Origin of the sequence: Pantoea sp. OVA07A (assembly GCF_019969975.1) — a bacterium.
Taxonomy (GTDB): Bacteria; Pseudomonadota; Gammaproteobacteria; order Enterobacterales; family Enterobacteriaceae; genus Pantoea; species Pantoea agglomerans.
Map to the genome: position 1 here is coordinate 181,702 of NZ_JAHXYM010000007.1, position 23,176 is coordinate 204,877.

The 23,176-nt window shown below is 55.7% G+C and carries 18 protein-coding genes, 4 tRNA genes and 1 other RNA gene; 19 read left to right on the forward strand and 4 right to left on the reverse strand.

What is annotated here, in order from left to right; genetic code table 11:
• Positions 1 to 103 precede the first annotated feature (103 nt).
• The 18 genes from rho (at position 104) to LC417_RS19910 (ending at position 15,163) form a co-directional block, all read left to right on the forward strand.
• Complete coding sequence (gene rho / locus LC417_RS19825) at positions 104 to 1,363, forward strand: transcription termination factor Rho (RefSeq protein WP_010257369.1); 1,260 nt, start codon at positions 104 to 106, stop codon at positions 1,361 to 1,363.
• Between the two features lie 280 nt (positions 1,364 to 1,643).
• A complete protein-coding gene (gene wecA / locus LC417_RS19830; protein WP_022624853.1) occupies positions 1,644 to 2,729 on the forward strand; it encodes a UDP-N-acetylglucosamine--undecaprenyl-phosphate N-acetylglucosaminephosphotransferase in 1,086 nt (361 codons plus the stop codon).
• A 27-nt stretch (positions 2,730 to 2,756) separates the two neighbouring features.
• The gene (gene wzzE / locus LC417_RS19835) at positions 2,757 to 3,806 is read left to right on the forward strand and encodes an ECA polysaccharide chain length modulation protein (protein WP_050680429.1); all 1,050 of its coding nucleotides are present in this window, start codon (positions 2,757 to 2,759) and stop codon (positions 3,804 to 3,806) included.
• 10 nt (positions 3,807 to 3,816) lie between these two features.
• Complete coding sequence (gene wecB, locus LC417_RS19840) at positions 3,817 to 4,947, forward strand: non-hydrolyzing UDP-N-acetylglucosamine 2-epimerase (RefSeq protein WP_010257363.1); 1,131 nt, start codon at positions 3,817 to 3,819, stop codon at positions 4,945 to 4,947.
• Positions 4,944 to 6,203 carry a UDP-N-acetyl-D-mannosamine dehydrogenase gene (gene wecC / locus LC417_RS19845; protein WP_223566269.1) on the forward strand — a complete coding sequence of 420 codons (1,260 nt, stop codon included), beginning with the start codon at positions 4,944 to 4,946 and terminating at the stop codon, positions 6,201 to 6,203. The genes wecB and wecC overlap by 4 nt, the downstream gene beginning before the upstream one ends.
• Positions 6,200 to 7,270, forward strand: coding sequence for a dTDP-glucose 4,6-dehydratase (gene rffG / locus LC417_RS19850; protein ID WP_010257359.1), 1,071 nt, complete (start codon positions 6,200 to 6,202; stop codon positions 7,268 to 7,270). The genes wecC and rffG overlap by 4 nt, the downstream gene beginning before the upstream one ends.
• 19 nt (positions 7,271 to 7,289) lie before the next feature.
• The gene (gene rfbA / locus LC417_RS19855; protein WP_223566270.1) at positions 7,290 to 8,171 is read left to right on the forward strand and encodes a glucose-1-phosphate thymidylyltransferase RfbA; all 882 of its coding nucleotides are present in this window, start codon (positions 7,290 to 7,292) and stop codon (positions 8,169 to 8,171) included.
• Positions 8,149 to 8,856, forward strand: coding sequence for a dTDP-4-amino-4,6-dideoxy-D-galactose acyltransferase (rffC, locus tag LC417_RS19860; RefSeq protein ID WP_111534681.1), 708 nt, complete (start codon positions 8,149 to 8,151; stop codon positions 8,854 to 8,856). Before rfbA ends, rffC begins: the two co-directional genes overlap by 23 nt.
• On the forward strand, positions 8,843 to 9,973 hold the full coding sequence (gene rffA, locus LC417_RS19865; RefSeq protein ID WP_010257349.1) for a dTDP-4-amino-4,6-dideoxygalactose transaminase: 1,131 nt from the start codon (positions 8,843 to 8,845) through the stop codon (positions 9,971 to 9,973). The genes rffC and rffA overlap by 14 nt, the downstream gene beginning before the upstream one ends.
• The gene (gene wzxE, locus LC417_RS19870) at positions 9,973 to 11,223 is read left to right on the forward strand and encodes a lipid III flippase WzxE (RefSeq protein ID WP_062759456.1); all 1,251 of its coding nucleotides are present in this window, start codon (positions 9,973 to 9,975) and stop codon (positions 11,221 to 11,223) included. The genes rffA and wzxE overlap by 1 nt, the downstream gene beginning before the upstream one ends.
• The gene (locus tag LC417_RS19875; protein WP_154210636.1) at positions 11,220 to 12,287 is read left to right on the forward strand and encodes a TDP-N-acetylfucosamine:lipid II N-acetylfucosaminyltransferase; all 1,068 of its coding nucleotides are present in this window, start codon (positions 11,220 to 11,222) and stop codon (positions 12,285 to 12,287) included. Before wzxE ends, LC417_RS19875 begins: the two co-directional genes overlap by 4 nt.
• Entirely contained in the window at positions 12,284 to 13,627 is a 1,344-nt protein-coding gene (gene wzyE / locus LC417_RS19880; RefSeq protein ID WP_033767575.1) for an ECA oligosaccharide polymerase, read from the forward strand. The genes LC417_RS19875 and wzyE overlap by 4 nt, the downstream gene beginning before the upstream one ends.
• 25 nt (positions 13,628 to 13,652) lie before the next feature.
• Positions 13,653 to 14,393, forward strand: coding sequence for a lipopolysaccharide N-acetylmannosaminouronosyltransferase (gene wecG / locus LC417_RS19885; protein ID WP_010671671.1), 741 nt, complete (start codon positions 13,653 to 13,655; stop codon positions 14,391 to 14,393).
• A 158-nt stretch (positions 14,394 to 14,551) separates the two neighbouring features.
• Positions 14,552 to 14,628, forward strand: a tRNA-Arg gene (locus LC417_RS19890).
• A gap of 98 nt (positions 14,629 to 14,726) precedes the next feature.
• Positions 14,727 to 14,802 (forward strand) — tRNA-His (locus LC417_RS19895).
• 16 nt (positions 14,803 to 14,818) lie between these two features.
• A tRNA-Leu gene (locus tag LC417_RS19900) sits at positions 14,819 to 14,905 on the forward strand.
• Between the two features lie 20 nt (positions 14,906 to 14,925).
• Positions 14,926 to 15,002: transfer RNA gene (locus LC417_RS19905), tRNA-Pro, on the forward strand.
• A gap of 31 nt (positions 15,003 to 15,033) precedes the next feature.
• A non-coding RNA gene (locus LC417_RS19910) (RtT sRNA) lies at positions 15,034 to 15,163 on the forward strand.
• Positions 15,164 to 16,274: 1,111 nt separating this feature from the next.
• Here LC417_RS19910 and hemY read toward each other — a convergent pair.
• The 4 genes from hemY to hemC are packed head-to-tail and all read right to left on the reverse strand — an operon-like array spanning position 16,275 to position 20,299.
• Entirely contained in the window at positions 16,275 to 17,471 is a 1,197-nt protein-coding gene (gene hemY, locus LC417_RS19915; RefSeq protein ID WP_223566271.1) for a protoheme IX biogenesis protein HemY, read from the reverse strand.
• A 2-nt stretch (positions 17,472 to 17,473) separates the two neighbouring features.
• On the reverse strand, positions 17,474 to 18,607 hold the full coding sequence (gene hemX, locus LC417_RS19920) for a uroporphyrinogen-III C-methyltransferase (RefSeq protein ID WP_010257336.1): 1,134 nt from the start codon (positions 18,605 to 18,607) through the stop codon (positions 17,474 to 17,476).
• A gap of 25 nt (positions 18,608 to 18,632) precedes the next feature.
• The gene (gene hemD, locus LC417_RS19925) at positions 18,633 to 19,361 is read right to left on the reverse strand and encodes a uroporphyrinogen-III synthase (RefSeq protein ID WP_033767572.1); all 729 of its coding nucleotides are present in this window, start codon (positions 19,359 to 19,361) and stop codon (positions 18,633 to 18,635) included.
• Positions 19,358 to 20,299, reverse strand: a complete 942-nt coding sequence (gene hemC / locus LC417_RS19930) for a hydroxymethylbilane synthase (protein ID WP_033780891.1) — start codon at positions 20,297 to 20,299, stop codon at positions 19,358 to 19,360. The genes hemD and hemC overlap by 4 nt, the downstream gene beginning before the upstream one ends.
• A 315-nt stretch (positions 20,300 to 20,614) precedes the next feature.
• Here hemC and LC417_RS19935 point away from each other — a divergent pair, with 315 nt between their 5' ends.
• Positions 20,615 to 23,173, forward strand: coding sequence for a class I adenylate cyclase (locus tag LC417_RS19935; RefSeq protein WP_010257330.1), 2,559 nt, complete (start codon positions 20,615 to 20,617; stop codon positions 23,171 to 23,173).
• Positions 23,174 to 23,176: the final 3 nt, after the last annotated feature.

Consider the following 23,176-nt stretch of genomic DNA (forward strand, 5'->3'; position numbering starts at 1 on the left):
TCGTCAGGAAGAGCCGAAAAGAGCCATTAACGGCATGGATTAGTTGCCATACCATTCACGACAAACATTCCGAGTATTACCCCGAGTTTAAGAACCCATCACTATGAATCTTACCGAATTAAAGAATACGCCGGTTGCTGAGCTGGTTACTCTCGGCGAAAATATGGGACTGGAAAACCAGGCTCGTATGCGCAAGCAGGACATTATCTTTTCAATCCTGAAGCAGCACGCGAAAAGCGGCGAAGACATCTTCGGTGATGGCGTGCTGGAGATCCTTCAGGATGGATTTGGATTCCTCCGTTCCGGAGACAGCTCCTACCTCGCCGGCCCTGATGATATCTACGTTTCCCCTAGTCAAATCCGCCGCTTCAACCTCCGCACTGGTGACACCATCTCTGGCAAAATCCGTCCACCGAAAGAGGGTGAACGTTATTTTGCGCTGCTGAAAGTTAACGAAGTTAACTACGACAAGCCGGAAAATGCGCGTAATAAGATTCTGTTCGAAAACCTCACGCCGCTGCACGCAAATAAACGTCTGCGTATGGAGCGGGGTAATGGCTCAACGGAAGATTTAACCGCTCGCGTACTGGATCTGGCATCGCCAATTGGTCGTGGCCAGCGTGGTCTGATTGTTGCACCACCGAAAGCCGGTAAAACCATGCTGCTGCAGAACATCGCGCAGAGCCTGGCGCACAACTATCCGGACTGTACCCTGATGGTACTGCTGATCGATGAGCGCCCGGAAGAAGTCACCGAGATGCAGCGTCTGGTGAAAGGCGAAGTTATCGCCTCAACCTTCGATGAGCCAGCTTCACGCCACGTTCAGGTTGCTGAAATGGTGATCGAGAAGGCCAAGCGTCTGGTTGAGCACAAAAAAGATGTCATCATCCTGCTCGACTCCATTACACGTCTGGCACGTGCTTACAACACCGTGGTTCCTGCTTCAGGTAAAGTCCTGACCGGTGGTGTGGATGCCAACGCCCTGCATCGTCCAAAGCGTTTCTTTGGTGCTGCACGTAACGTGGAAGAGGGCGGTAGCCTGACCATCATCGCGACCGCGCTGGTTGATACCGGTTCGAAGATGGATGAAGTGATTTACGAAGAGTTTAAAGGTACCGGTAACATGGAACTGCATCTCGCCCGTAAAATCGCTGAAAAACGCGTCTTCCCGGCGATTGATTACAACCGCTCTGGTACGCGTAAAGAAGAGCTGCTCACCTCTCAGGAAGAGCTGCAGAAGATGTGGATCCTGCGTAAGATTATTCACCCAATGGGCGAAATCGACGCAATGGAATTCCTCATCAACAAGCTGGCGATGACCAAAACTAATGATGAATTCTTCGATATGATGAAGCGTTCTTAATCCGATACTGCCTGGCCGAACCACAGATTCGGCTTTTTTAGTCCAGATGCGCAGAAAATCGACCTCACGCCACGTCTCAACGTGGCGTTTTTCATTTGTGAGCTATAGGATTGAACACTGGCAGGAGCATTTATAATGACTGTGGTAGCGATGGCGAACTTTTGACCGTTCGTCTGTCTCTTTATGCAGAATTCGGAATCCGACACAGCGATAGGCGCGTTTTTTCGCGTATTGTTGTGCGGGATGTTAGCTGAGAGCGTTTAACGTGAATTTACTCACTATGAGTACTGAGCTTGGTTTAATTTTTCTCTTTTCCCTGGCTTTCCTCTTTTTTGCTCGAAAAGCAGCTAAAAAAATTGGTTTAGTTGATAAGCCTAACTCACGTAAACGCCATCATGGCGCGATTCCGTTGGTGGGCGGCATTTCTGTGTTCGCAGGTATCTGCTTCACGTTTGCCATTACCAACTACTATCTGCCTCACGCGCTGCTCTATCTGGGCTGCGCCGGTGTTCTGGTGCTGGTTGGCGCACTGGATGACCGTTTCGATATCAGCGTCAAGATCCGCGCGGTGGTGCAGGCGATTGTCGCACTGGTGATGATGTTTGGCGCAAAACTCTATCTGCTTAGCCTGGGCTTTATCGTCGGCCCGTTCGAGCTTATCGTGGGGCCCTTCGGTTATGTGCTGACGCTGTTTGCCGTCTGGGCCGCGATCAACGCCTTTAATATGGTGGATGGGATCGATGGTCTGCTGGGCGGACTCTCCTCGGTCACTTTTGCCGCCATGGGGATCATCCTCTACTTCGACGGCCAGACCAGCCTCGCGATGTGGTGTTTTGCGATGATTGCCGCCACGCTGCCCTATATCCTGCTTAACCTCGGCTTCCTTGGCCGTCGCTTCAAAGTTTTTATGGGCGATGCCGGCAGCACCATGATCGGGTTCACCATTATCTGGATTCTGCTGGAAACGACGCAGGGTCTGAGCCATCCCATTACGCCCGTTACCGCACTGTGGCTTATCGCCATTCCCCTGATGGATATGGTGGCGATTATGTATCGTCGCCTGCGTAAAGGCATGAGTCCGTTCTCGGCTGATCGTCAGCACATCCACCATCTGATTATGCGTGCCGGTTTTACCTCACGTCAGGCCTTTGTGCTGATTACCGTTGCGGCGGCCATTCTCGCCGGTATCGGTGTGCTGGGTGAATATCTGGCATTTATCCCGGAGTGGGTGATGCTGCTGCTGTTCCTGGGCGCGTTTATGGTTTACGGCTACTGCCTCAAACATGCGTGGCGCGTGGCGCGACGTGTCCGCCGCATTAAGCGCCGTCTGAGCCATCATCGCGAAGCAAAAAACAAATTACCCTGAAAAGAGCTGATAAAGGATACCTCTGCCATGCCTTCTGACGTTGTGGACAACGAACTGGATATTCGCAGCTTTTGCTGCCGTTTATGGCGTGGCAAGCGCTGGATTATCGGGCTGGCGCTGCTGTTTGCTCTGGTCGCCTGGCTGGCCACGCTGCTGCTGAAACAGGTCTGGAGCACCACGGCGATCACCGATCGTCCGACGGTGAACATGCTGGGTTCTTACTATGCGCAGCAGCAATTCCTGACCAATCTGGATGTGCGCAACAACGCCTTAACCCTGGCCGCACCTTCACCTACGGTGATGGATCAGGTTTATCAGGAGTTCACCATGCAGCTTGCCTCCTGGGATACGCGTCGTGAGTTCTGGCAGCAAACGGATTATTACAAGAGTCGTAAAACCGGCAATGCGCATAATGATGCCGCGCTGCTCGACGATATGATCGGCAATATCCTGTTCACGCCCGCTGACGCGGCACATAACCTGCCCGATAACGTCAAACTCAAAGCGGAAACCGCTGGCGACGCCAATAATCTGCTGCGTCAGTACATCGCCTATGCCAGTGAGCGCGCCGCGCGTCATCTGAATGATGAGCTAAAAGGTGCCTGGCGGGCGCGTACCGACCAGTTGCAGGCGCAGGTGAAACGTCAGGAAGATGTGGCTAATGCGGTGTTTCAGCGCCAGCAGCATCGGCTGGAACAGGCGCTGAAGATCGCCAGCCAGCAGGGCATCAATGAGAAACAGACGCGAGAAGCGGGTGAAAATCTGGCAGACAGCGACCTGTTTCTGCTGGGCCAGCCCGTTTTACAGGGACAGCTGGATACGCTGCGCGCTACCGGTCCGGATTTTGATATCAGCTATGATCAGAACAGAGCAATGCTGACCACGCTGCAGACCGGGCCAAAACTGAACAGCCAGTTCCAGACCTACCGTTATCTGCGTACGCCGGAAGAGCCGGTATCACGTGACAGCCCGCGACGTCTGTTCATGATGATTATGTGGGGTGCCATTGGGGCATTAACAGGCGCGGGAGTGGCGCTGGCACGTCGTCCGCGTCTGATGTCAGACACGCATGAGTGAGAGAAACAGTGTGAAAGTTCTGACGGTATTTGGTACTCGTCCCGAAGCGATCAAAATGGCACCGCTGGTTCAGGCGCTGGCGCAGGATCCCGCTTTCGAATCGCGACTGTGCGTCACCGCACAGCATCGCGAAATGCTCGATCAGGTGCTGCGCCTGTTCAAGCTGCAGCCGGACTATGATCTCAATATTATGCGTCCCGAGCAGGGGCTGACCGAGATCACCTGCCGCATTTTAGAGGGCATGAAAACCGTCCTGCTCGACTTCAAACCGGACATCGTGCTGGTGCATGGTGACACCACCACCACACTGGCGGCGAGCCTGGCGGCATTTTATCATCAGATTCCGGTCGGGCATGTGGAGGCCGGTCTGCGTACCGGCGATCTCGCCTCGCCATGGCCGGAAGAGGGTAACCGTAAACTTACCGGTCATCTTGCCCATCTGCATTTCACCCCCACCTCCCGATCGCGTCAGAATCTGTTGCAGGAAAATCTGCCCGATGCGCGCATTATCGTGACCGGCAATACGGTCATTGATGCGCTGCTGTGGGTTCGCGACAGGGTGCTGGATGACAGCAATCTGAATGCACAACTGGCGGCGCGCTATCCGTTTCTCGACCCGGATAAGAAACTGGTGCTGGTCACCGGACATCGTCGCGAAAGCTTTGGTGGCGGCTTTGAACGTATCTGCAGCGCGCTGGCGCAGATTGCCCGCCAGCATCCCGAGGCGCAGATTGTCTATCCGGTGCACCTTAATCCCAATGTCAGCGAGCCGGTAAACCGGATTCTCAGCGGCATTGAGAATATCATTCTGATTGAACCGCAGGAGTATCTGCCTTTTGTCTGGCTGATGAACCGCGCCTGGCTCATCCTTACCGACTCCGGTGGCATTCAGGAGGAAGCGCCTTCGCTGGGTAAACCGGTGCTGGTGATGCGTGACACCACCGAGCGGCCTGAAGCGGTCGACGCCGGCACCGTCAAACTGGTGGGGACCGATATCGCCCGAATCGTGGCGGAGGTCAGCAGCTTGCTGACTGACGACGCTGCCTGGCAGGCGATGAGCCACGCCCATAATCCGTATGGCGATGGCAAAGCCTGTGGTCGTATTTTACAAGCCTTAAAAGATAACCGAGCCGAATTATGAGTTTTGAAACCATCTCCGTGATTGGACTGGGATACATTGGGCTGCCGACGGCAGCCGTTTTTGCCTTAAAGGGAAAAAAAGTGGTGGGCGTGGATATCAATGCGCGCGCCGTTGAAACCATCAATCGTGGCGCGATCCATATCGTGGAACCCGATTTAGATCAGGTGGTGCATGCGGCTGTTACGCGTGGCGATCTGCGCGCCACCACGCAGCCGGAAGCCGCCGACGCTTTTCTTATCGCCGTACCGACCCCTTTTAAAGATGAGCATCAGCCCGATCTGCGCTTTGTGAAAGCCGCGGCGGAGTCGATTGCGCCGGTACTGAAAAAGGGCGACCTGGTGATTCTGGAGTCGACCTCACCGGTGGGCAGCACCGAACAGATGGCCGACTGGCTGGCGGCGGCGCGTCCCGACCTGCGCTTTCCTCAGCACGGCGATACGCCCGATATTTTTGTTGCCTACTGTCCGGAGCGCGTGCTGCCTGGTCAGGTGATGGTTGAGCTGATTAACAACGACCGGGTGATTGGCGGCATGACGCCAGCCTGTTCCGCCCGCGCCAGCGAGCTTTATCGGCTGTTTTTAAAAGGCGAATGCGTTGAAACCAACGCCCGAACCGCCGAGATGTGTAAGCTGACAGAAAACAGCTTCCGTGACGTGAATATCGCCTTTGCCAATGAGCTGTCGCTGATTTGTGCCGATCAGGGGATTAACGTCTGGGAGCTGATTGCGCTGGCGAATCGCCATCCGCGCGTCAACATTCTGCAGCCGGGTCCAGGCGTCGGCGGTCACTGTATCGCCGTCGATCCCTGGTTCATCGTGGCGCAGAATCCTGAATTAGCCCGCCTGATCCGCACCGCGCGCGAGGTCAATGACGCCAAGCCTCAGTGGGTGCTGGACCAGGTGAAAACCGCGCTGGCGGACTGCCTGACACAGACCGGCAAGCGCGCCAGCGATATCACCATCGCCTGCTTTGGCCTGGCCTTTAAACCCAATATTGACGACCTGCGCGAAAGCCCGGCGGTGGGCGTGGCACAGAAAATTGCAGAGTGGCACAGCGGCACCACCTGGGTGGTTGAACCCCATATTGAGCAGCTTGCTGACGCACTGGCCGACAAAGCCGTGCTGGTCTCTGCCGGGCAGGCGCTGGAACAGGCCGATATTCTGGTGATGCTGGTCGATCACCGCGCCTTCCGCGCCATTGATGGCGCCAGCGTTCAGCAGAACTGGATTGTCGACACCAAAGGTGTGTGGCGATGAGGCGTTTTCTGATCACGGGCGGTGCCGGGTTTATCGGTTCTGCACTGGTGCGCTTTCTGATCGCAGAAACCGAACATCAGGTGGTGGTGGTCGATAAACTCAGCTACGCCGGAAATCTGGCGTCACTCGCCAGCGTTGCCGACTCGCCCCGCTTTCATTTTGAGCAGGTCGATATCTGCGATCGCCCGGCACTTGATCAGGTGTTTACCCGTCATCAGCCAGACTGTGTGATGCATCTTGCGGCTGAAAGCCATGTGGATCGTTCGATTGACGGGCCGGTAGCCTTTATCGAGACCAATATTGTCGGGACTTATCAGTTGCTGGAAGCCGCGCGTTTTTACTGGCAAAACCTGGATAACGCGCGCAAAACCGCCTTTCTGTTCCACCATATCTCGACAGATGAAGTCTTTGGCGATCTGCACGACAGCCAGGCTTACTTCACCGAAACCACACCCTATGCGCCAAGCAGTCCTTACGCCGCCAGCAAGGCCAGCAGCGACCATTTAGTGCGAGCCTGGCTGCGCACTTACGGTCTGCCCACGCTGGTCACCAACTGTTCAAATAACTACGGCCCCTGCCATTTCCCGGAGAAGCTGATCCCGCTGACCATCATCAATGCGCTGGCCGGGAAAGCCTTACCGGTTTACGGCAACGGACAGCAGATTCGTGACTGGCTCTACGTCGAAGATCACGCCCGCGCACTCTATCAGGTGGTCAGCCATGGCAAGCCAGGCGAAACTTATAATATTGGCGGCCATAACGAGCGACGCAATATTGAGGTGGTTGAAACTATCTGCAGCCTGCTTGAAGAGCTGGCCGCAGAGCAGAAACCTGCCGGGCTGGCGCATTACCGCGACCTGATTACCTATGTCACTGACCGCCCCGGTCACGATCAGCGCTATGCCATTGATGCCAGTAAAATCGCGCATGAACTTGGCTGGGTACCGCAGGAAACCTTTGAAAGCGGCATGCGTAAAACCGTGGCATGGTATCTGGCCAATCCCACCTGGTGGCAGGCTATTCTGGATGGCCGCTATCAGGGCGAACGCCTTGGCTTATCGCAATAAACCCGCGTAAGGAGCAGCGATGAAAGGCATCATTTTAGCGGGAGGGTCGGGCACGCGGTTACACCCGATAACCCGTGCAGTATCAAAGCAACTTCTGCCGGTTTACGACAAACCGATGATCTACTATCCGCTCTCCGTGCTGATGCTGGCGGGTATTCGCGACATCCTGTTAATTACCACGCCGGAAGATCGGGCGCAGTTTGAACGGCTGCTGGGCGATGGCAGTGAATTTGGGATACGCCTCAGCTATGCGGTGCAGCCAAGTCCCGATGGGCTGGCGCAGGCCTTTATCATCGGCGAATCCTTTATCGGCGAGGATAATTGCTGCCTGGTTCTGGGTGATAACCTCTATTTTGGCCAGGGCTTCAGCCCCAAGCTCCGCAAAGTTGTTGAAAAGAATCGTGGCGCAACGGTGTTCGGCTATCAGGTCATGGACCCGGAACGTTTCGGCGTGGTGGAGTTTGACGATAACTTCAAGGCGATCTCGATTGAAGAGAAACCACAGCAGCCGAAATCGCGCTGGGCAGTAACCGGGCTCTATTTTTATGACAATCAGGTTATTGAATTCGCGAAACAGGTGAAACCCTCAGCGCGGGGCGAGCTGGAAATCACGGCCATTAACCAGATGTATCTGGAGCGTGGTGAGCTGACGGTCGAACTGCTGGGACGAGGTTTTGCCTGGCTGGATACCGGCACGCACGACAGCCTGGTGGAAGCCAGCATGTTTGTGCAGACGGTGGAAAAACGTCAGGGCTTTAAAATTGCCTGCCTGGAAGAGATTGCCTGGCGCAACAGCTGGCTGAGTGATGACCAGCTGCGGGCCGCGGGTGAAGCGCTGACAAAAACCGGCTACGGCCAATACCTGCTGGATTTATTACATGCCCGTCCACGTCAATATTAATCCCCTTAGCTGGGAGAGCGCATTCTTCGGTGTTGATACCGTGCGGCTGGAGCCGCAAGGTGACATCCCGCTGGAACAGGCGCTGCGTCATCCCTGTGCGCTGATGCAGATGAAAGTCGCTGCCAGCGAGACGGCGCTGATTGATACGCTGCAGCAGCACCAGTTCCGGCTGGCAGAAGGCGAGGCAGATCTGGCGCTGGCGGTGAAACAGACTGAACGGCAGGCGGGAATTCGCATCGCGCGCGAAGCCCAGATTCCGCTACTGCGCGATGCTGCCTCACAGCTCTTCAGCCAGAGTCGTTTTCGCGCGCCCTGGTATGCGCCGGACGCCAGCGGACGCTTCTATGCGCAGTGGATTGAAAATGCGGTACGCGGGGCGTTTGACGATCAGTGTCTGGTGGCAAGCGATGCCGCGGGTCAGCTGCAGGGATTTGTTTCGCTGCGCGCGGTGGATGGCGATGCCCGCATTGGCCTGCTGGGCGTACTGCCCGACGCGCAGGGCCAGGGGCTGGGTCAGCGACTGATGCTGGCGGCGGCAGACTGGGCGCGGGTACGACAGCTGGCTCAGCTTCGGGTTGCTACCCAGCTCAGCAATCTCACGGCAATGCGCCTCTATTTACGCAGCGGTGCCCGGCTCGACAGCACCGCGTACTGGTTTTACAGGAAAGGTCATGATTCCATTTAATGCGCCCCCGATTGTGGGCACAGAAATTGAGTATATGCAGTCGGCGATGAACAGCGGCAAGCTGTGCGGCGATGGTGGATTTACCCGTCGCTGTCAGCAGTGGATGGAGCAGCGGTTTGGCAGCAAAAAAGTGCTGCTGACCCCCTCCTGTACCGCTTCGCTGGAGATGGCGGCGCTGTTAATCGATCTGCAGCCCGGCGATGAAGTGATTATGCCGAGCTACACCTTTGTCTCTACCGCCAACGCCTTTGTGCTGCGCGGCGCCCGCATTGTGTTTGTCGATGTGCGCCCGGACACCATGAACATTGATGAAACGCTGATCGAAGCGGCCATCACTGAAAAAACCCGCGCCATTGTGCCGGTGCATTACGCAGGCGTGGCCTGTGAAATGGACACCATTATGGCGCTGGCGGCAAAGCATAAGCTGTTTGTGATTGAAGATGCGGCGCAGGGCGTGATGTCACGCTACAAAGGTCGTGCGCTCGGCACCATCGGTCATATTGGCTGCTTCAGTTTCCACGAAACCAAGAACTACACCGCCGGCGGCGAAGGTGGCGCGACGCTCATTAACGACGCCAGCCTGGTCGAGCGCGCCGAGATCGTGCGGGAAAAAGGCACCAACCGCAGCCAGTTCTTCCGGGGTCAGGTCGATAAATACACCTGGCGCGATATGGGATCGAGCTATCTGATGGCCGATCTGCAGGCAGCCTATCTCTGGGCGCAGCTGGAAGCCGCTGAAGGTATCAACCAGCAGCGGTTACGCATCTGGCAGCGTTACTACGATGCGCTGCAGCCGCTGGCGGCTCAGGGACGCATCAGCCTGCCGGTAATCCCCGCCAGCTGTGAACACAATGCGCACATGTTCTACATCAAACTGCGCGATCAGGACGATCGTCAGGCGCTGATAAACTGGATGAAAGAAGCCGAGATACTGACGGTGTTTCACTATATTCCGCTGCACAGTTCGCCCGCCGGTGAGCGGTTCTCGCAGTTTGTCGGCGACGATCGCTTTACCACGCGGGAAAGTGAACGCCTGCTGCGTCTGCCGCTGTTTTATAACCTGTCGGATAACAATCAGAGCACGGTTATCAGCTCACTGCTGAGCTTCTTTTCCTGATGTCATTAGCCAGAGCCTCAGTGTGGACCGCATCGTCCACGCTGGTAAAAATTGTGGCCGGCCTGCTGGTCGTCAAACTGCTGGCGGTCAGCTTCGGACCCGAGGGTGTCGGCCAGGCGGGGAACTTCCGTCAGTTGATCACCGTGCTGGGCGTGCTGGCGGGCGCAGGCATCTTTAATGGCGTCACCACCTATGTGGCGCAGTATCAGCAGCAGCCCGAGCAATTGCGGGCGATGGTGGGCACGGCATCAACCATGGTACTGGGCTTTTCCGGTGTGCTGGCGCTGCTGTTTCTGCTGGCGGCGGCACCCATCAGCATCGCGCTGTTTGGTCACGATCGCTATCAGGGCGTCATCCGCGTGGTGGCCTTTCTTCAGCTCGGCATCGCCTGGGCCAACTTTACCCTTGCACTGCTGAAGGGCTATCGCGACGCGCGCGGTAATGCGCTGGCGCTGATTCTCGGCAGCCTGATTGGCGTGGCAGGCTATCTGCTCTGCTGGTGGCTGGGTGGCTATCAGGGTGCGCTGACCGGGCTGGCACTGGTGCCGGCTTTGCTGCTGCTGCCTGCACTCCTGATGCTGAAGCGCCGTGCGCCGCTGCCGCTTAGCTGGCTGCGTCCGCAATGGCATCCTGAGCTGGCCCGTAATCTGGCAAAATATACGCTGATGGCGCTGATCACCGCCGTGACCCTGCCGGTCGCCTGGGTGCTGATGCGTAATCTGCTGGCGGCGCAGCAGGGCTGGGCACAGGTCGGATTGTGGCAGGGCGTCACCAGCATTTCCGATGCCTATCTGCAATTTATTACCGCGACGTTTAGCGTCTGGCTGCTGCCGACGCTGGCGCGGCTGGATAATAAACGCGACATCGCGCGCGAGATTGGCCGTGCACTGCGCTTTGTCCTGCCCGCCGTGGCGGTTGCCAGCCTGGGTGTCTGGGTACTGCGCGATTTCGCCATCAGCCTGCTGTTTTCTGAAGCGTTTCGCGGGATGCGCGATCTCTTTGTCTGGCAGCTGTGCGGCGATGTTTTTAAGGTCGGCGCCTATGTTTTCGGATATCTGGTTATCGCCAAAGCCTCGCTGCGCTTTTATGTTCTGACTGAGATCAGCCAGTTCCTGTTGCTGACCTTGTTTTCACGCTGGTTGATCCCGTTACATGGCGCGACGGGTGCGGCGCAGGCCTATATGTTTACCTATATGGCTTACTTTGCCCTGTGTTGTGGCGCTTTTATTGTTTACTGCCGGAAAAAATGACTTTAATTCACGTTTTGGGATCGGACATTCCCCACCACAATCTTACGGTGCTGCGCTTTTTCAACGACGTACTCAGCGTTGAGCAGCCTGCGGCTGCGCCACGCCATTTTATGGTGGTGACGCAGCAGCCCGAGAGCCTGGCGCCGTTCAGTGCGTTGCAGATCGAGTGCTTTACCAGCAAGAAAGTGCTGGCGCAGGCGGTACTGCAACGGGCCAGAAATCGTCAGCAGCGTTTTTTCTGCCACGGACAGTTTAACCCGTGGATCTGGCTGGCGTTACTCAGCGGTAAGCTGCGTCGTTCACAGCTCTTCTGGCACGTCTGGGGCGCCGATCTTTATGAAGATTCGCGCAGCCTGAAGTTCCGTCTGTTCTATCTGGTCCGCCGGATAGCGCAGGGGCGGGTTGCACAGGTTTTTGCGACCCGGGGCGACCTGCATCACTATCAGCAGCGCCATCGGCGCGTACCCGGTTCACTGCTCTATTTTCCCACCAGAATGCCCGCCGCAGCCGTTGAATCTGTCCCGTCGGAGCCTTTTACGCTGTTGCTGGGCAACTCGGGCGATCCGAGTAACCGGCATATCGAAGGTTTAAAAGCGATTCACGCGCAGTTTGGCGAGCAGGTGCGTATCGAGGTCCCTTTGGGCTATCCGCCAGGTAATGAGGCTTATATCAGCCAGATTCAGGCCGCTGCCGATGCGCTGTTCCCAAACGGGCAGGTGAATCTGATGCGTGAAAACCTGGCGTTTGATGATTACTTAGCCCTGCTGGCGCGCTGCCATGTCGGCTATTTTATGTTTGAACGTCAGCAAGGGGTGGGAACACTCTGCCTGCTGATTCAGGCCAACGTGCCGTTTGTCCTGACCCGCAAAAATCCATTCTGGCGTGATGTGGCAGAGCAGCAGCTTCCGGTATTGTTCAGTGAAGATACGCTGTCGCCTGCGGTGATCGCCGAGGCACGTCGTCAGCTGATGAGCTGTGATAAACAGGCTATCGCCTTTTTTGCGCCGGGTTATCTGGCGGGCTGGCGGGCCGCGTTACAGCTCAGCGAAGGGGAGTTGTCATGAGTCTTATGCAGTTTGGCGGCCTGCTGGTGGTCTATCTGCTGTCGCTGGTTTTTATCCTGACCCTGACCTGGCGGGAGTTTAAGCGCGTCCGTTTTAACTTTCATCTGTTCTTCACGCTGCTGTTCTTACTGACCTTTTACTTCGGCTTCCCGCTGACCTCCGTGCTGGTGTTTCGCTTTAATGTTGAAGTGGTGCCGGTTGAGAACCTGCTGGAGGCGCTGCTGTCGGCCACGGCGTTTTACGCCATTTATTACGTCAGCTATAAAGTGCGACTGAAACCCGCCAGCGCGTCTCCGGCGAAGCCCTGGCTGCAGATGAATCGCGTCGAAACCCATCTGACCTGCGTGATCCTGGCGCTGGTGGCGCTGGGTACGGTGACGGTGTTCTTCATTCATAACGGTTTTCTGCTGTTCCGCCTGACCGCCTATAACCAGATTTTTTCCAGTGAAGTGTCGGGTGTAGCGCTTAAGCGCTTCTTCTATTTCTTTATTCCGGCGATGCTGATCCCCTACTTTTTGAGCCCGACGCGCCGCAACTGGCTGCTGTTCCTGGTGGTGACCGTTGCCTTTGGTTTACTGACCTACGCGCTGGTGGGCGGTACCCGAGCCAATATCATTATTGCGTTTGCCCTGTTCCTGTTTATCGGGATTACCCGTGGCTGGATCACTTTGTGGATGCTGGCGACGGCGGGCGTGCTGGCGATTGCAGGAATGTTCTGGCTGGCACTGCGCCGCTATAACCTCGACGTTATGGGCGATGAAGCGTTCTATACCTTTCTGTATCTGACGCGTGATACCTTCTCGCCGTGGGAGAATCTCGCCTTGCTGCTGGATAACTACGCCAGAATTGAGTTTCAGGGGCTGGCACCGCTGTGGCGTGATTTCTACGTTTTCATTCCGACCTGGCTCTGGCCGGATCGGCCGCTGGCAGTGTTAAACAGTGCTAACTACTTCACCTGGGAAGTGCTGAACAACCATTCTGGCCTGGCGATTTCACCCACGCTGATAGGGTCGCTGGTGGTAATGGGCGGCGTCTGGGCGATTCCGATCGGTGCGGTCGCGGTAGGGATGATTATAAAAGCCTTTGATGCGATCTATCAGCGTGGCTGTCTTGAGACCAACCGTTACACCGGCGCCATCCTGCAAAGCTTCTGTTTTGGCGCGGTCTTTAACATGATCGTGCTGGCACGCGAAGGCCTTGATGCGTTCGGTTCACGCGTGGTGTTTTTCTGCATCATTTTTGCTGCCTGTCTGGGCATGGCTAAATTACTTTTCTGGTTACTGGATCGCGCAGGTTTGATTCGCGACCGCAGCAGGCGGGTGTTGCACAGCCCGCTCTGAGTAGCCTCTGGGATTGACGGAAGATATGACAAAGTTAACTGAGACGCCGCAGTACCGGATTCGCGGCGTTGAGTTGTATGGCTTCGAAAACATGCCGTCGGCGGTGAATTTTCTGATGCCGCCGCACAGCGTACGCAGCGGTATTTTAGTGGCGATTAATGCGGAGAAGATCCTGACCGCTGAGCGGGATGAGGGATTACGCACGCTGTTAGCGCAGGCGGAGTATGCGTACGCCGATGGCATCAGCATTGTGCGCTCGATTCGTAAAAAGTATCCACACGCGTCGGTGCAGCGCATTGCGGGTGCTGATTTATGGGAAGCGCTGATGGAACGCGCCGGGCGGGAAGGGACGCCTGTATTTCTTATCGGCGGTCGTCAGCAGGTGCTGGATGAAACCTGCGATAAGCTACGTCGTCAGTGGAATGTGAATATTGTCGGGGCGCAGGACGGCTATTTTGCGCCAGCCGATCAGGATGCGCTGTTTGCCCGGATTGCGGCCAGCGGCGCGAAGCTGGTGACTGTAGCGCTGGGGTCGCCCCGTCAGGAGCTATTGATGCTGGCGTGCCGTGCGCACTGGCCTGATGCGCTCTATATGGGCGTGGGTGGAACGTACGATGTTTTCACCGGCCATGTGAAGCGAGCGCCTGAGATCTGGCAGCGGCTGGGTCTGGAGTGGCTCTATCGTCTGATTCGGCAGCCTGGCCGCCTGCGCCGGCAATTAAAACTGCTTAAATATTTGCGCTATCACTGGCGTGGCGATCTCTGATATTGCTGATAAATGCCGCATTTTTACGCGTTGTGAGAGTGGAAATGCACTATTTGTCGACAAAATGCACAAAGCGTAATCAAACGCGTCTTTTTATTTAAAAAGCACTAGACACGATGGGCGCTTATCTCTAGTATGCACATCCGCAACGGCGCTACGCGCCCGTAGCTCAGCTGGATAGAGCGCTGCCCTCCGGAGGCAGAGGTCTCAGGTTCGAATCCTGTCGGGCGCGCCATATCGTTTGTGCGCATGAGCTTCGGTGGTTGATTTACCGCGGTTGGCAGTAGAGATTTAAATGCTGCAGGTTTTTAACTTGTGACATTAAGTATTGTGGTGGCTATAGCTCAGTTGGTAGAGCCCTGGATTGTGATTCCAGTTGTCGTGGGTTCGAGTCCCATTAGCCACCCCAGATTTTGCTGGGAAACGCGAAGGTGGCGGAATTGGTAGACGCGCTAGCTTCAGGTGTTAGTGTCTTAACGGACGTGAGGGTTCAAGTCCCTCTCTTCGCACCAGGCAAAACAGTTAAAAAAATCGGCGAGTAGCGCAGCTTGGTAGCGCAACTGGTTTGGGACCAGTGGGTCGGAGGTTCGAATCCTCTCTCGCCGACCATTTTAGAAACCTGTCTGAAAAGACAGGTTTTTTTTCGTCTGCAGAAAAGAGGATGAGGACCTCCGAAGGAGGTTTGAGCCGAGCGTAGCGAGACAACGTTGCTTCAGCAACGGCCCGAAGGGCGCTGCTCGCAGAGCAGAGTAATCCTCTCTCGCCGACCATTTTAGAAACCTGTCTGAAAAGACAGGTTTTTTTTCGTCTGCAGAAAAGAGGATGAGGACCTCCGAAGGAGGTTTAGGTGGGTACAGCTAAATAAGTTTGCTGTAAATCCGAGCCTGCGAAGAGAACATGGTCAGATCGGAAAGTCGCTTAAGCCATCCATGGCCGCTCGGCCCACGCCGTCCCTGGCGTGGGACGCTTTCCTCTTCTGACCATGCTCCCTGCGCGTTGAGCTTATGCGCTGTGGTCAGATGCATCCGGGTTTAGATCTGTCATTTGTCTGAAGCGTCCTTGTAAGTATCAGATGCGTCTGCCATACGTGAAGCGAAGGGAGCATACGCCTGTAGCAAAGCATCGCGCCGCCCGGATAAAAACGCCAGGAGCGTTTTTGAACAACGCAAAGCGTTGGCCCGACTACGGGCGCACCTCAGGGATGAGGTGCGTAATCGCCCGCGCTGAGGATGGCGTCTTTTGACGTCTTTGCGTAAGGCGTATGCCTCCCTGAAGCCCGCACAGCAGTGAGAGCGGGCTGCTTGTTAGCTAATCCTTTGATGCCAGCTCACCCTTGATTTCGCCAGTTGTCAGATAAAGTTGCTTAAACAGGAGCAACAGCGTCGTGAATTGCCGACAAATAAGTCATTGTTATTGTTGATTTCACAGAGAGATTTGCCTTGCTGTCTCCATTCAGAGACAGAGAAAATGCCAGCTGTCGCTGGATACCGACATTTCCCGAAAGGCCTGTTGAATGAAGTTTTGAGCTAATTATTTAACCTGCTGATTTATTGTGATTTTAAAAATAATCATAAACCTGGCACGGTTTGTGCAATACTTCTGCTGTAGATGCTCATTCCACCTCTTATGTCTGCTGATGCTACATAAACCTGGGAATGATGCAGAGCCAATTTTAGGTACCTGTTGTCTGCCTGCCTGTATCGCGAAAGCCTTACAGGGTTAACAGACACCACGTTGAGTCAGGTACCTCCCGGTTGTCTTACCGACCTGATCTTACACCTGCCACTGGCAGGTGTTTTTTTTTGCCTGCGAAAGCGTGCTGGCAGATTGCGGGCACAAAAAAGCCGGGCAAGCCCGGCTTTATCAGGTATGAAAAGAGGATCAGGCGTTGGGATTGTTCTTCAAGGTGAGCAACAACCCTTCACGACGCATCTTCGCCGCTTCTTCCGGGCGACGCAGACGATCATAAACATCCGCCAGCCATGCATAATCAAACGCGTCAGGACGCTGTGCCAGCGCCTGCTGCAGTGCCTCAGCAGCCTGCTGCCATTCACCATGACGCATCAGCAACTGCCCCAGCGTACTGAGCAGCAGCGGTGTTGCGCCGTGTTGTTTGATTTGCTGGCGCAATACTTTCTCCAGCGCTTCCGGATTACCGCTTTTGATGCGAGGCATCAGCAGTACCAGACGATCGTCATAATGACGCTTGAGGCCCTCCAGCACGATCGATTGCGCGGTGTCGTGATCGTTGCATTCAATCAAATGATCCGCCATGGCCACCTGCAGCGTCGTTTCCTGACGGGTTTTGCGGCTCAGATCGTTCCACCAGCGCTTCAGCCCATCGCTGCCCTGGTCGGCCATCGCCTGATTCATCAGACCCAGCCAGGCCTGCTGCTGTAATGCATCACGATGCAGCTCATCGCCGACCTGCGCCTTCTGCATGGCGGGCAGAATATCCAGCAATGCACTCCAGGCACCAGTACGGACATACGCCTGTTCGGCCAGGCGCAGCACTTCAGGATGACGCGGTGCCACTTCCAGCAGACGGTCAATGCTATGACGCGCAGCATGATCTTCGTTACGTGCCAGCTGAATACGTGCGCGGGCAATTTCTACCGGAATAGTGTTGCTCTCCGACAGCTCTGCAGCACGTTCAAGATGCTGATTGGCACGGACTTCATCACCACGCTGTTGCGCAGCTTCTGCTGCCAGCAGGTAGTTCGCCACTGGCACATCAGCGTGATCGGCATCTTTAGAAAGCAGTTTTTCCACCTGACGGTGATCGCCTTCTGCCAGCTTCATCAGTGCCGACTGAGTATGACGCTGGGCGCGACGGCGTTTACGTCCGGTAAACCAGCCACGGGTACGCGCGCCGGTGTGCAGCACGCGGCGCAGCAGCCATTCCACGGCCAGAATCACCAGCAGGCTGAGGATGAGGATAATGACCAGGCCGGTGACGCTGGTTTCGATGTTCCAGTTATCGGTCTGAATCAGCACGTAACCCTGATGACCAGCAATCATCGGTCCCAGCACCACGCCAGCAATCAGCAGGATAAAGAGGATAAATACCTTAAGCATGCTTAGCCTCCCTGCTGATTAGCAGCGGCAGAAGGTTGCGCTAACAGGTTCCGGACGCGGGTCTGCATCAGCTGTTCCAGCAACGGCTGACTTTCCAGGTTATCCGGCAGATCCATATTGATGTTCTGCTGGCTCAGCTCATCCAGCTGGGCAAGGAAGGCTTTGGTAGCGGCATCATTGGTGTCGTACCAGGCGCGAACCCACGCGGACACGGTGTCGATAGATTGTTTATAAATCTCATCCTGATGACGCGGTACCGCCTGAGCAGCAATCAGCAGACGCGAGCGGATATTCTCACGCAGGTAAACATCCTGATTAGGTGCCAGCAGCGGCTGGGCGGTGTTATCGCGGCGGCGGATGGTAATAAAATCATCCATAAAGTTATGCCAGCTTTTCACCAGATTCTGACGCCATTCGCGCACGGAACCTGACAGTTCACCGCCATCGCTGTCCATCGGCGCATCATCGCTGTCATTATCGGCCAGACGCAGATTATCAACGTTGTTCGACAACTGGTTCAGTTTGAGGATCACGCCGTCATAATCGACCTGCGTAACCGAAGAGAGGTTACTGATATCCTGGGTCAGCGCACGACGCACATTCATGACGCTGGGATCGTTCATGTCGGCCAGGCTGGCATCGGCGCTTTTCAGCAGTGCAGCGGCGGTGGTGACATCCTGGTCGCTCCAGAGTTTGCGGCCAGCCAGTTTCACCAGATAGTCCGCCTGTGCCAGCAACCAGCTGCGCACGTCGTTGCCAGAAATCACGGCCACTTTTTCACGCAGGGTTTCCAGCTCTTTTGCTGACGCGTTCTGCTGTGTCTGGGCTGTCTGCAACGCGGTTTCAGCGCCGCTCAGTTGCTGAGTCAGCTGCTGTTTGTCGCTGCTGGCCTGCTGTTGCAACGCGCTTAATTGTTCGCTCAGCTTCTGATTGGTTTGTGCCTGTAAATCAGCCTGATGTTTCCCGTTAAGGTATAAACCCGCACCAATCGCCAGCGCAATGACAATCGCAACTGCACCCAGCACCATGCCACCATTTTTCGCATTACGCGGTGGTGTGCTGTTGCTGGAAGGAGAGCGGTCGACCGCTGGGGTGGTTTCTTCAACCATGGCGGAGGAGTCTTTTTGTTCCGTCATATGTGGCACATCCCATTGTTAAAGTTCAGCGTAACGCGCGCAGCAGCGCATCGTTATCGGCACCATCGGCTACCTGAATATCCTGCCAACCCAATCCTGCGGCCAGGGTAGCCAAACGTTCACTGACGACAACCAGTCGGCAGTTGAGCAGCCATTCCTCGCGATCAACTGCGGGGAACAGCGAAAAAAGCTGTTGTAACATTTCACCGCTGGTCACCACCAGCACGGAGACACCGCGATCGCGCCAGCGGCGTCCTTCAACGGGTCCATCATAATACTTCTGGCAGCGCTGATAACAGGCTGCAAACGACACCTCAGCACCTCGCCGGGTTAACGTCTGAGCCAGCAACTCGCGTCCGGGATCGCCACGCAGGATCAGCGCACGTTTACCGGCAACCTGCTGAAGGGTATTCAGCCGGATCAATTCTTCACTGGTTTCATGCGCATGAGGCCAGGTCACCTGCTGTCCGCTGGCGGTATGAAACGCCAGGGCGGTGCTGCGACCAATTGCATAATAGTCCAGCTCAGCGGGCCATGCTGTGACGGTGTGTTGTGCGTAATGTATAACCTGCTGAGAAAGGATAAAAACCAGGTCGCCAGGGCGAAGTGCTGCGAGCTTTTGTGGCAGAGAGGTGAGATCAGCGCCCGGCGCAAATTCTATCAGCGGCAGGCTCCACGCCTGTTTGCCAAGGGCATGCAGGCGTGACACCAGCTCTGCCGCTGCGGGTTCCGGGCGCGTCACCAGAATGGTCATGCCGGCGGCTGCCCCTGGTAAACTTCTTTCAGGATTTCACGCGCGCCGCCATTCAGCAGTTCATCGGCCAGTGAAATACCCATCTGTTCAGCCTGAGCGCGGGGACCACGGCGTTCGCCGCTGACCATGACCCGGCCATCCGGTGCGCCGACCATGCCGCGCAGCCAGAGGTCATCGCCTTCCAGCACCGCGAAACTGCCGATTGGCACCTGGCAGCCACCCTCTAAACGGGTATTCATGGCGCGCTCCGCTCGGACACAGACTTCGGTGTCATCGTGATTCAGCGCCTGCAACAGGCCAATTAAGGTGGTGTCGTCCAGACGGCATTCAATGCCGACCGCACCCTGACCCACGGCGGGCAGGGAAACTTCGGCAGGCATCGCCTGACGAATGCGATCTTCCAGCCCCAGGCGTTTCAGCCCGGCGACAGCAAGAATAATCGCGTCATACTCTCCGGCATCAAGCTTGCCGAGGCGGGTGCCGACATTGCCTCGCAGCGAGCGGATCACCAGATCCGGACGGCGCGCACTAATCTGGCACTGACGGCGCAGGCTGGACGTGCCGACAATGGCACCCTGTGGCAGCGCGTCGATGGAGTCATAATGATGAGAAACGAACGCATCGCGCGGATCGTCGCGCTCGCAGATGGTTACCAGGCCCAGACCTTCCGGGAAATTGACCGGCACATCCTTCATCGAGTGCACCGCCATATCGGCACGGCCATCCTGCATCGCCAGCTCAAGCTCTTTGACAAACAGCCCTTTGCCACCCACTTTTGCCAGCGGCGTATCAAGGATAATGTCACCTTTCGTGACCATAGGCACCAGCTCAACGCGCAGTCCCGGATGGGCACTCATGAGTCGTTGCTGTACATAATGTGCCTGCCATAATGCGAGCGGGCTTTGTCTTGTAGCAATTCTGAAAATTTTGTCTAACATGCTGTTAACCATTTTTATCGTTCACTGAATATCCTATCATCTCTGGGTGAAGACTGTCAGTTTCAACGGATTGAAAACGGCCTGCGTGCGGTTTCAGGCCGGTTTATTAAGCCATAACGTGGGAACCAGAGCTGAAAAGGCGGGAAGCTGGTAAGAACGTGCTAAACTGTCAGGTAGCGCAACTTTCTTTACGGTCAATCTGCAGGGTGTTAGATTGATCACGTTTCCAGCAATTATCTGCCCACTTTTTTACTTTATAAGCGGCAGAGTGTGGAAACAGGGTGCTTAAACACTGGGACAATCAGGCGAAACGTCTTGTACCTCTACATTGAGACACTGAAACAGAGACTGGATGCAATCAACCAGCTGCGCGTTGATCGTGCGCTGGCTGCTATGGGACCCGCTTTTCAGCGCGTCTACAGTCTGCTGCCAACCTTATTACATTATCAACATCCGCAGATGCCGGGTTACCTTGAAGGTAGCGTTCCACATGGCATCAGCTTCTTCACGCCTGATGAAAATCAGCGTCAGCTGCTGGCCGATCTCACCGGCGACAGCGATCTGCGTCATGCCGATGCGCCGAAAGGCGAAATGCCGATTACGGCGATCTATTCTATGGGCAGCACCTCATCTGTCGGCCAGAACAGCGTCTCGGATCTCGATATCTGGGTCTGCCATCAATCCTGGCTTGATAATGAAGAGCGTCTGAATCTGCAGCGCAAATGTACGCTGCTGCAGAAGTGGTGCGTTTCAATGGGCGTAGAGGTGAGTTTCTTTCTGATTGATGAGAACCGCTTCCGCCACAACGAAAGCGGCAGTCTGGGCGGTGAAGATTGCGGTTCAACACAACACATTTTACTGCTGGATGAGTTCTACCGTACGGCAGTTCGTATGGCGGGTAAACGCATCCTGTGGAATATGGTGCCGGGCGAAGAAGAGCACAATTACGACGACTACGTAATGTCGCTCTACGCCAAAGGCGTGCTGACCCCTAATGAGTGGCTCGATCTTGGCGGCCTCGGCACGCTGTCGGCGGAAGAGTATTTCGGCGCCAGCCTGTGGCAGCTCTATAAAAGCATCGACTCCCCGTATAAAGCCGTACTGAAAACGCTGCTGCTGGAAGCCTACAGCTGGGAATACCCGAATACGCAGCTACTGGCGATGGATATCAAACAGCGCCTGCATGACGGTGAAATCATCTGCTTCGGGCTTGATCCTTACTGCATGATGCTGGAGCGCGTTACGCACTATCTGACCAGCGTTGACGATCAGCCGCGTCTTGACCTGGTGCGTCGCTGTTTCTACCTCAAAGTGTGTGAAAAGCTCAGCACCGAAGATCATCAGCACCGCACCGGCTGGCGTCGCGAAATTTTATCGCAGCTGGTCAAAGAGTGGGGCTGGAACGAAGAGAAGATTGCCATTCTGGATAATCGCGCTGAGTGGAAAATCGAGCGGGTGCGCGAAGCCCATAATGAATTGCTGGATGCGATGATGCAGAGTTATCGCAATCTGATCCGCTTTGCCCGTCGCAATAACTTAAGCGTCAGCGCCAGCCCGCAGGATATCGGTGTGTTGACCCGTAAACTGTATGCTGCGTTTGAAGCGCTGCCGGGCAAAGTGACGCTGGTGAATCCGCAGATTTCGCCCGATCTCTCCGAACCCAATCTGACCTTTATTCATGTGCCGCCTGGCCGCGCCAACCGTTCCGGCTGGTATCTCTATAACCAGGCGCCGGACATGGATTCGATTATCAGCCATCAGCCGCTGGAATATAACCGTTACCTGAACAAGCTGGTGGCGTGGGCGTGGTTCAATGGACTGCTGACCCGTAAAACCCGGCTGCATATTAAAGGCAATGAGGTTTGCGATCTGGCGCGTCTGCAGGAGCTGGTTAACGATGTTTCCAGCCACTTCCCGCTGCGTCTGCCCTCGCCGACGCCAAAAGCGCTCTACAGTCCATGCGAAATCCGGCACCTTGCGATTATTGTTAACCTTGAACACGATCCGACGGCGGCCTTCCGCAATCAGGTGGTGCACTTCGACTTCCGTAAGCTGGATGTCTTTAGTTTTGGTCAGCAGCAGCAGTGCCTGATTGGCAGCATCGATCTGCTCTATCGCAACTCCTGGAATGAGGTGCGTACGCTGCACTTCAGCGGCGAACAGGCGATGATCGAAGGGCTGAAAACCATTCTCGGCAAGATGCATCAGGATGCTGCACCGCCCGATACGGTGGAAGTGTTCTGCTACAGCCAGCATCTGCGCGGTCTGATCCGGACGCGGGTACAGCAGCTGGTCTCAGAATGCATTGAGCTGCGCCTCTCCAGCACACGTCAGGAGCCGGGTCGCTTTAAAGCGCTGCGTATGGCGGGCGAGACCTGGGGCCTGTTCTTTGAACGCATGAGCGTTTCAGTGCAGAAGCTGGAAAACGCGGTTGAGTTTTATGGCGCGATCTCCAACAACAAGCTGCACGGACTGTCGATCAAAGTCGAAACGAATCAGACGCCGCTGCCACCGGTGGTCAATGGGTATGCCAGCGAAGGCATTATTCAGTTCTTCTTTGAAAACACCACTGATGAGCGCGGCTTCAATATCTACATCCTCGATGAGACCAATCGGGTTGAGGTCTATCATCACTGTGAAGGCAGTAAAGAGGAGCTGGTGCGCGATGTCAGCCGGTTCTACTCCTCATCGCACGATCGCTTTACCTATGGTTCGAGCTTTATCAACTTCAACCTGCCGCAGTTCTACCAGATTGTGAACACCGGTGAGCGATTCCAGGTGATTCCGTTCCGTAGCCAGACGCTGACGCAGCTGTGTACCTCGCAGCCTGACAACGACAACAGCGACTATCAGCCACGCTATCAGGTGCACTGATGC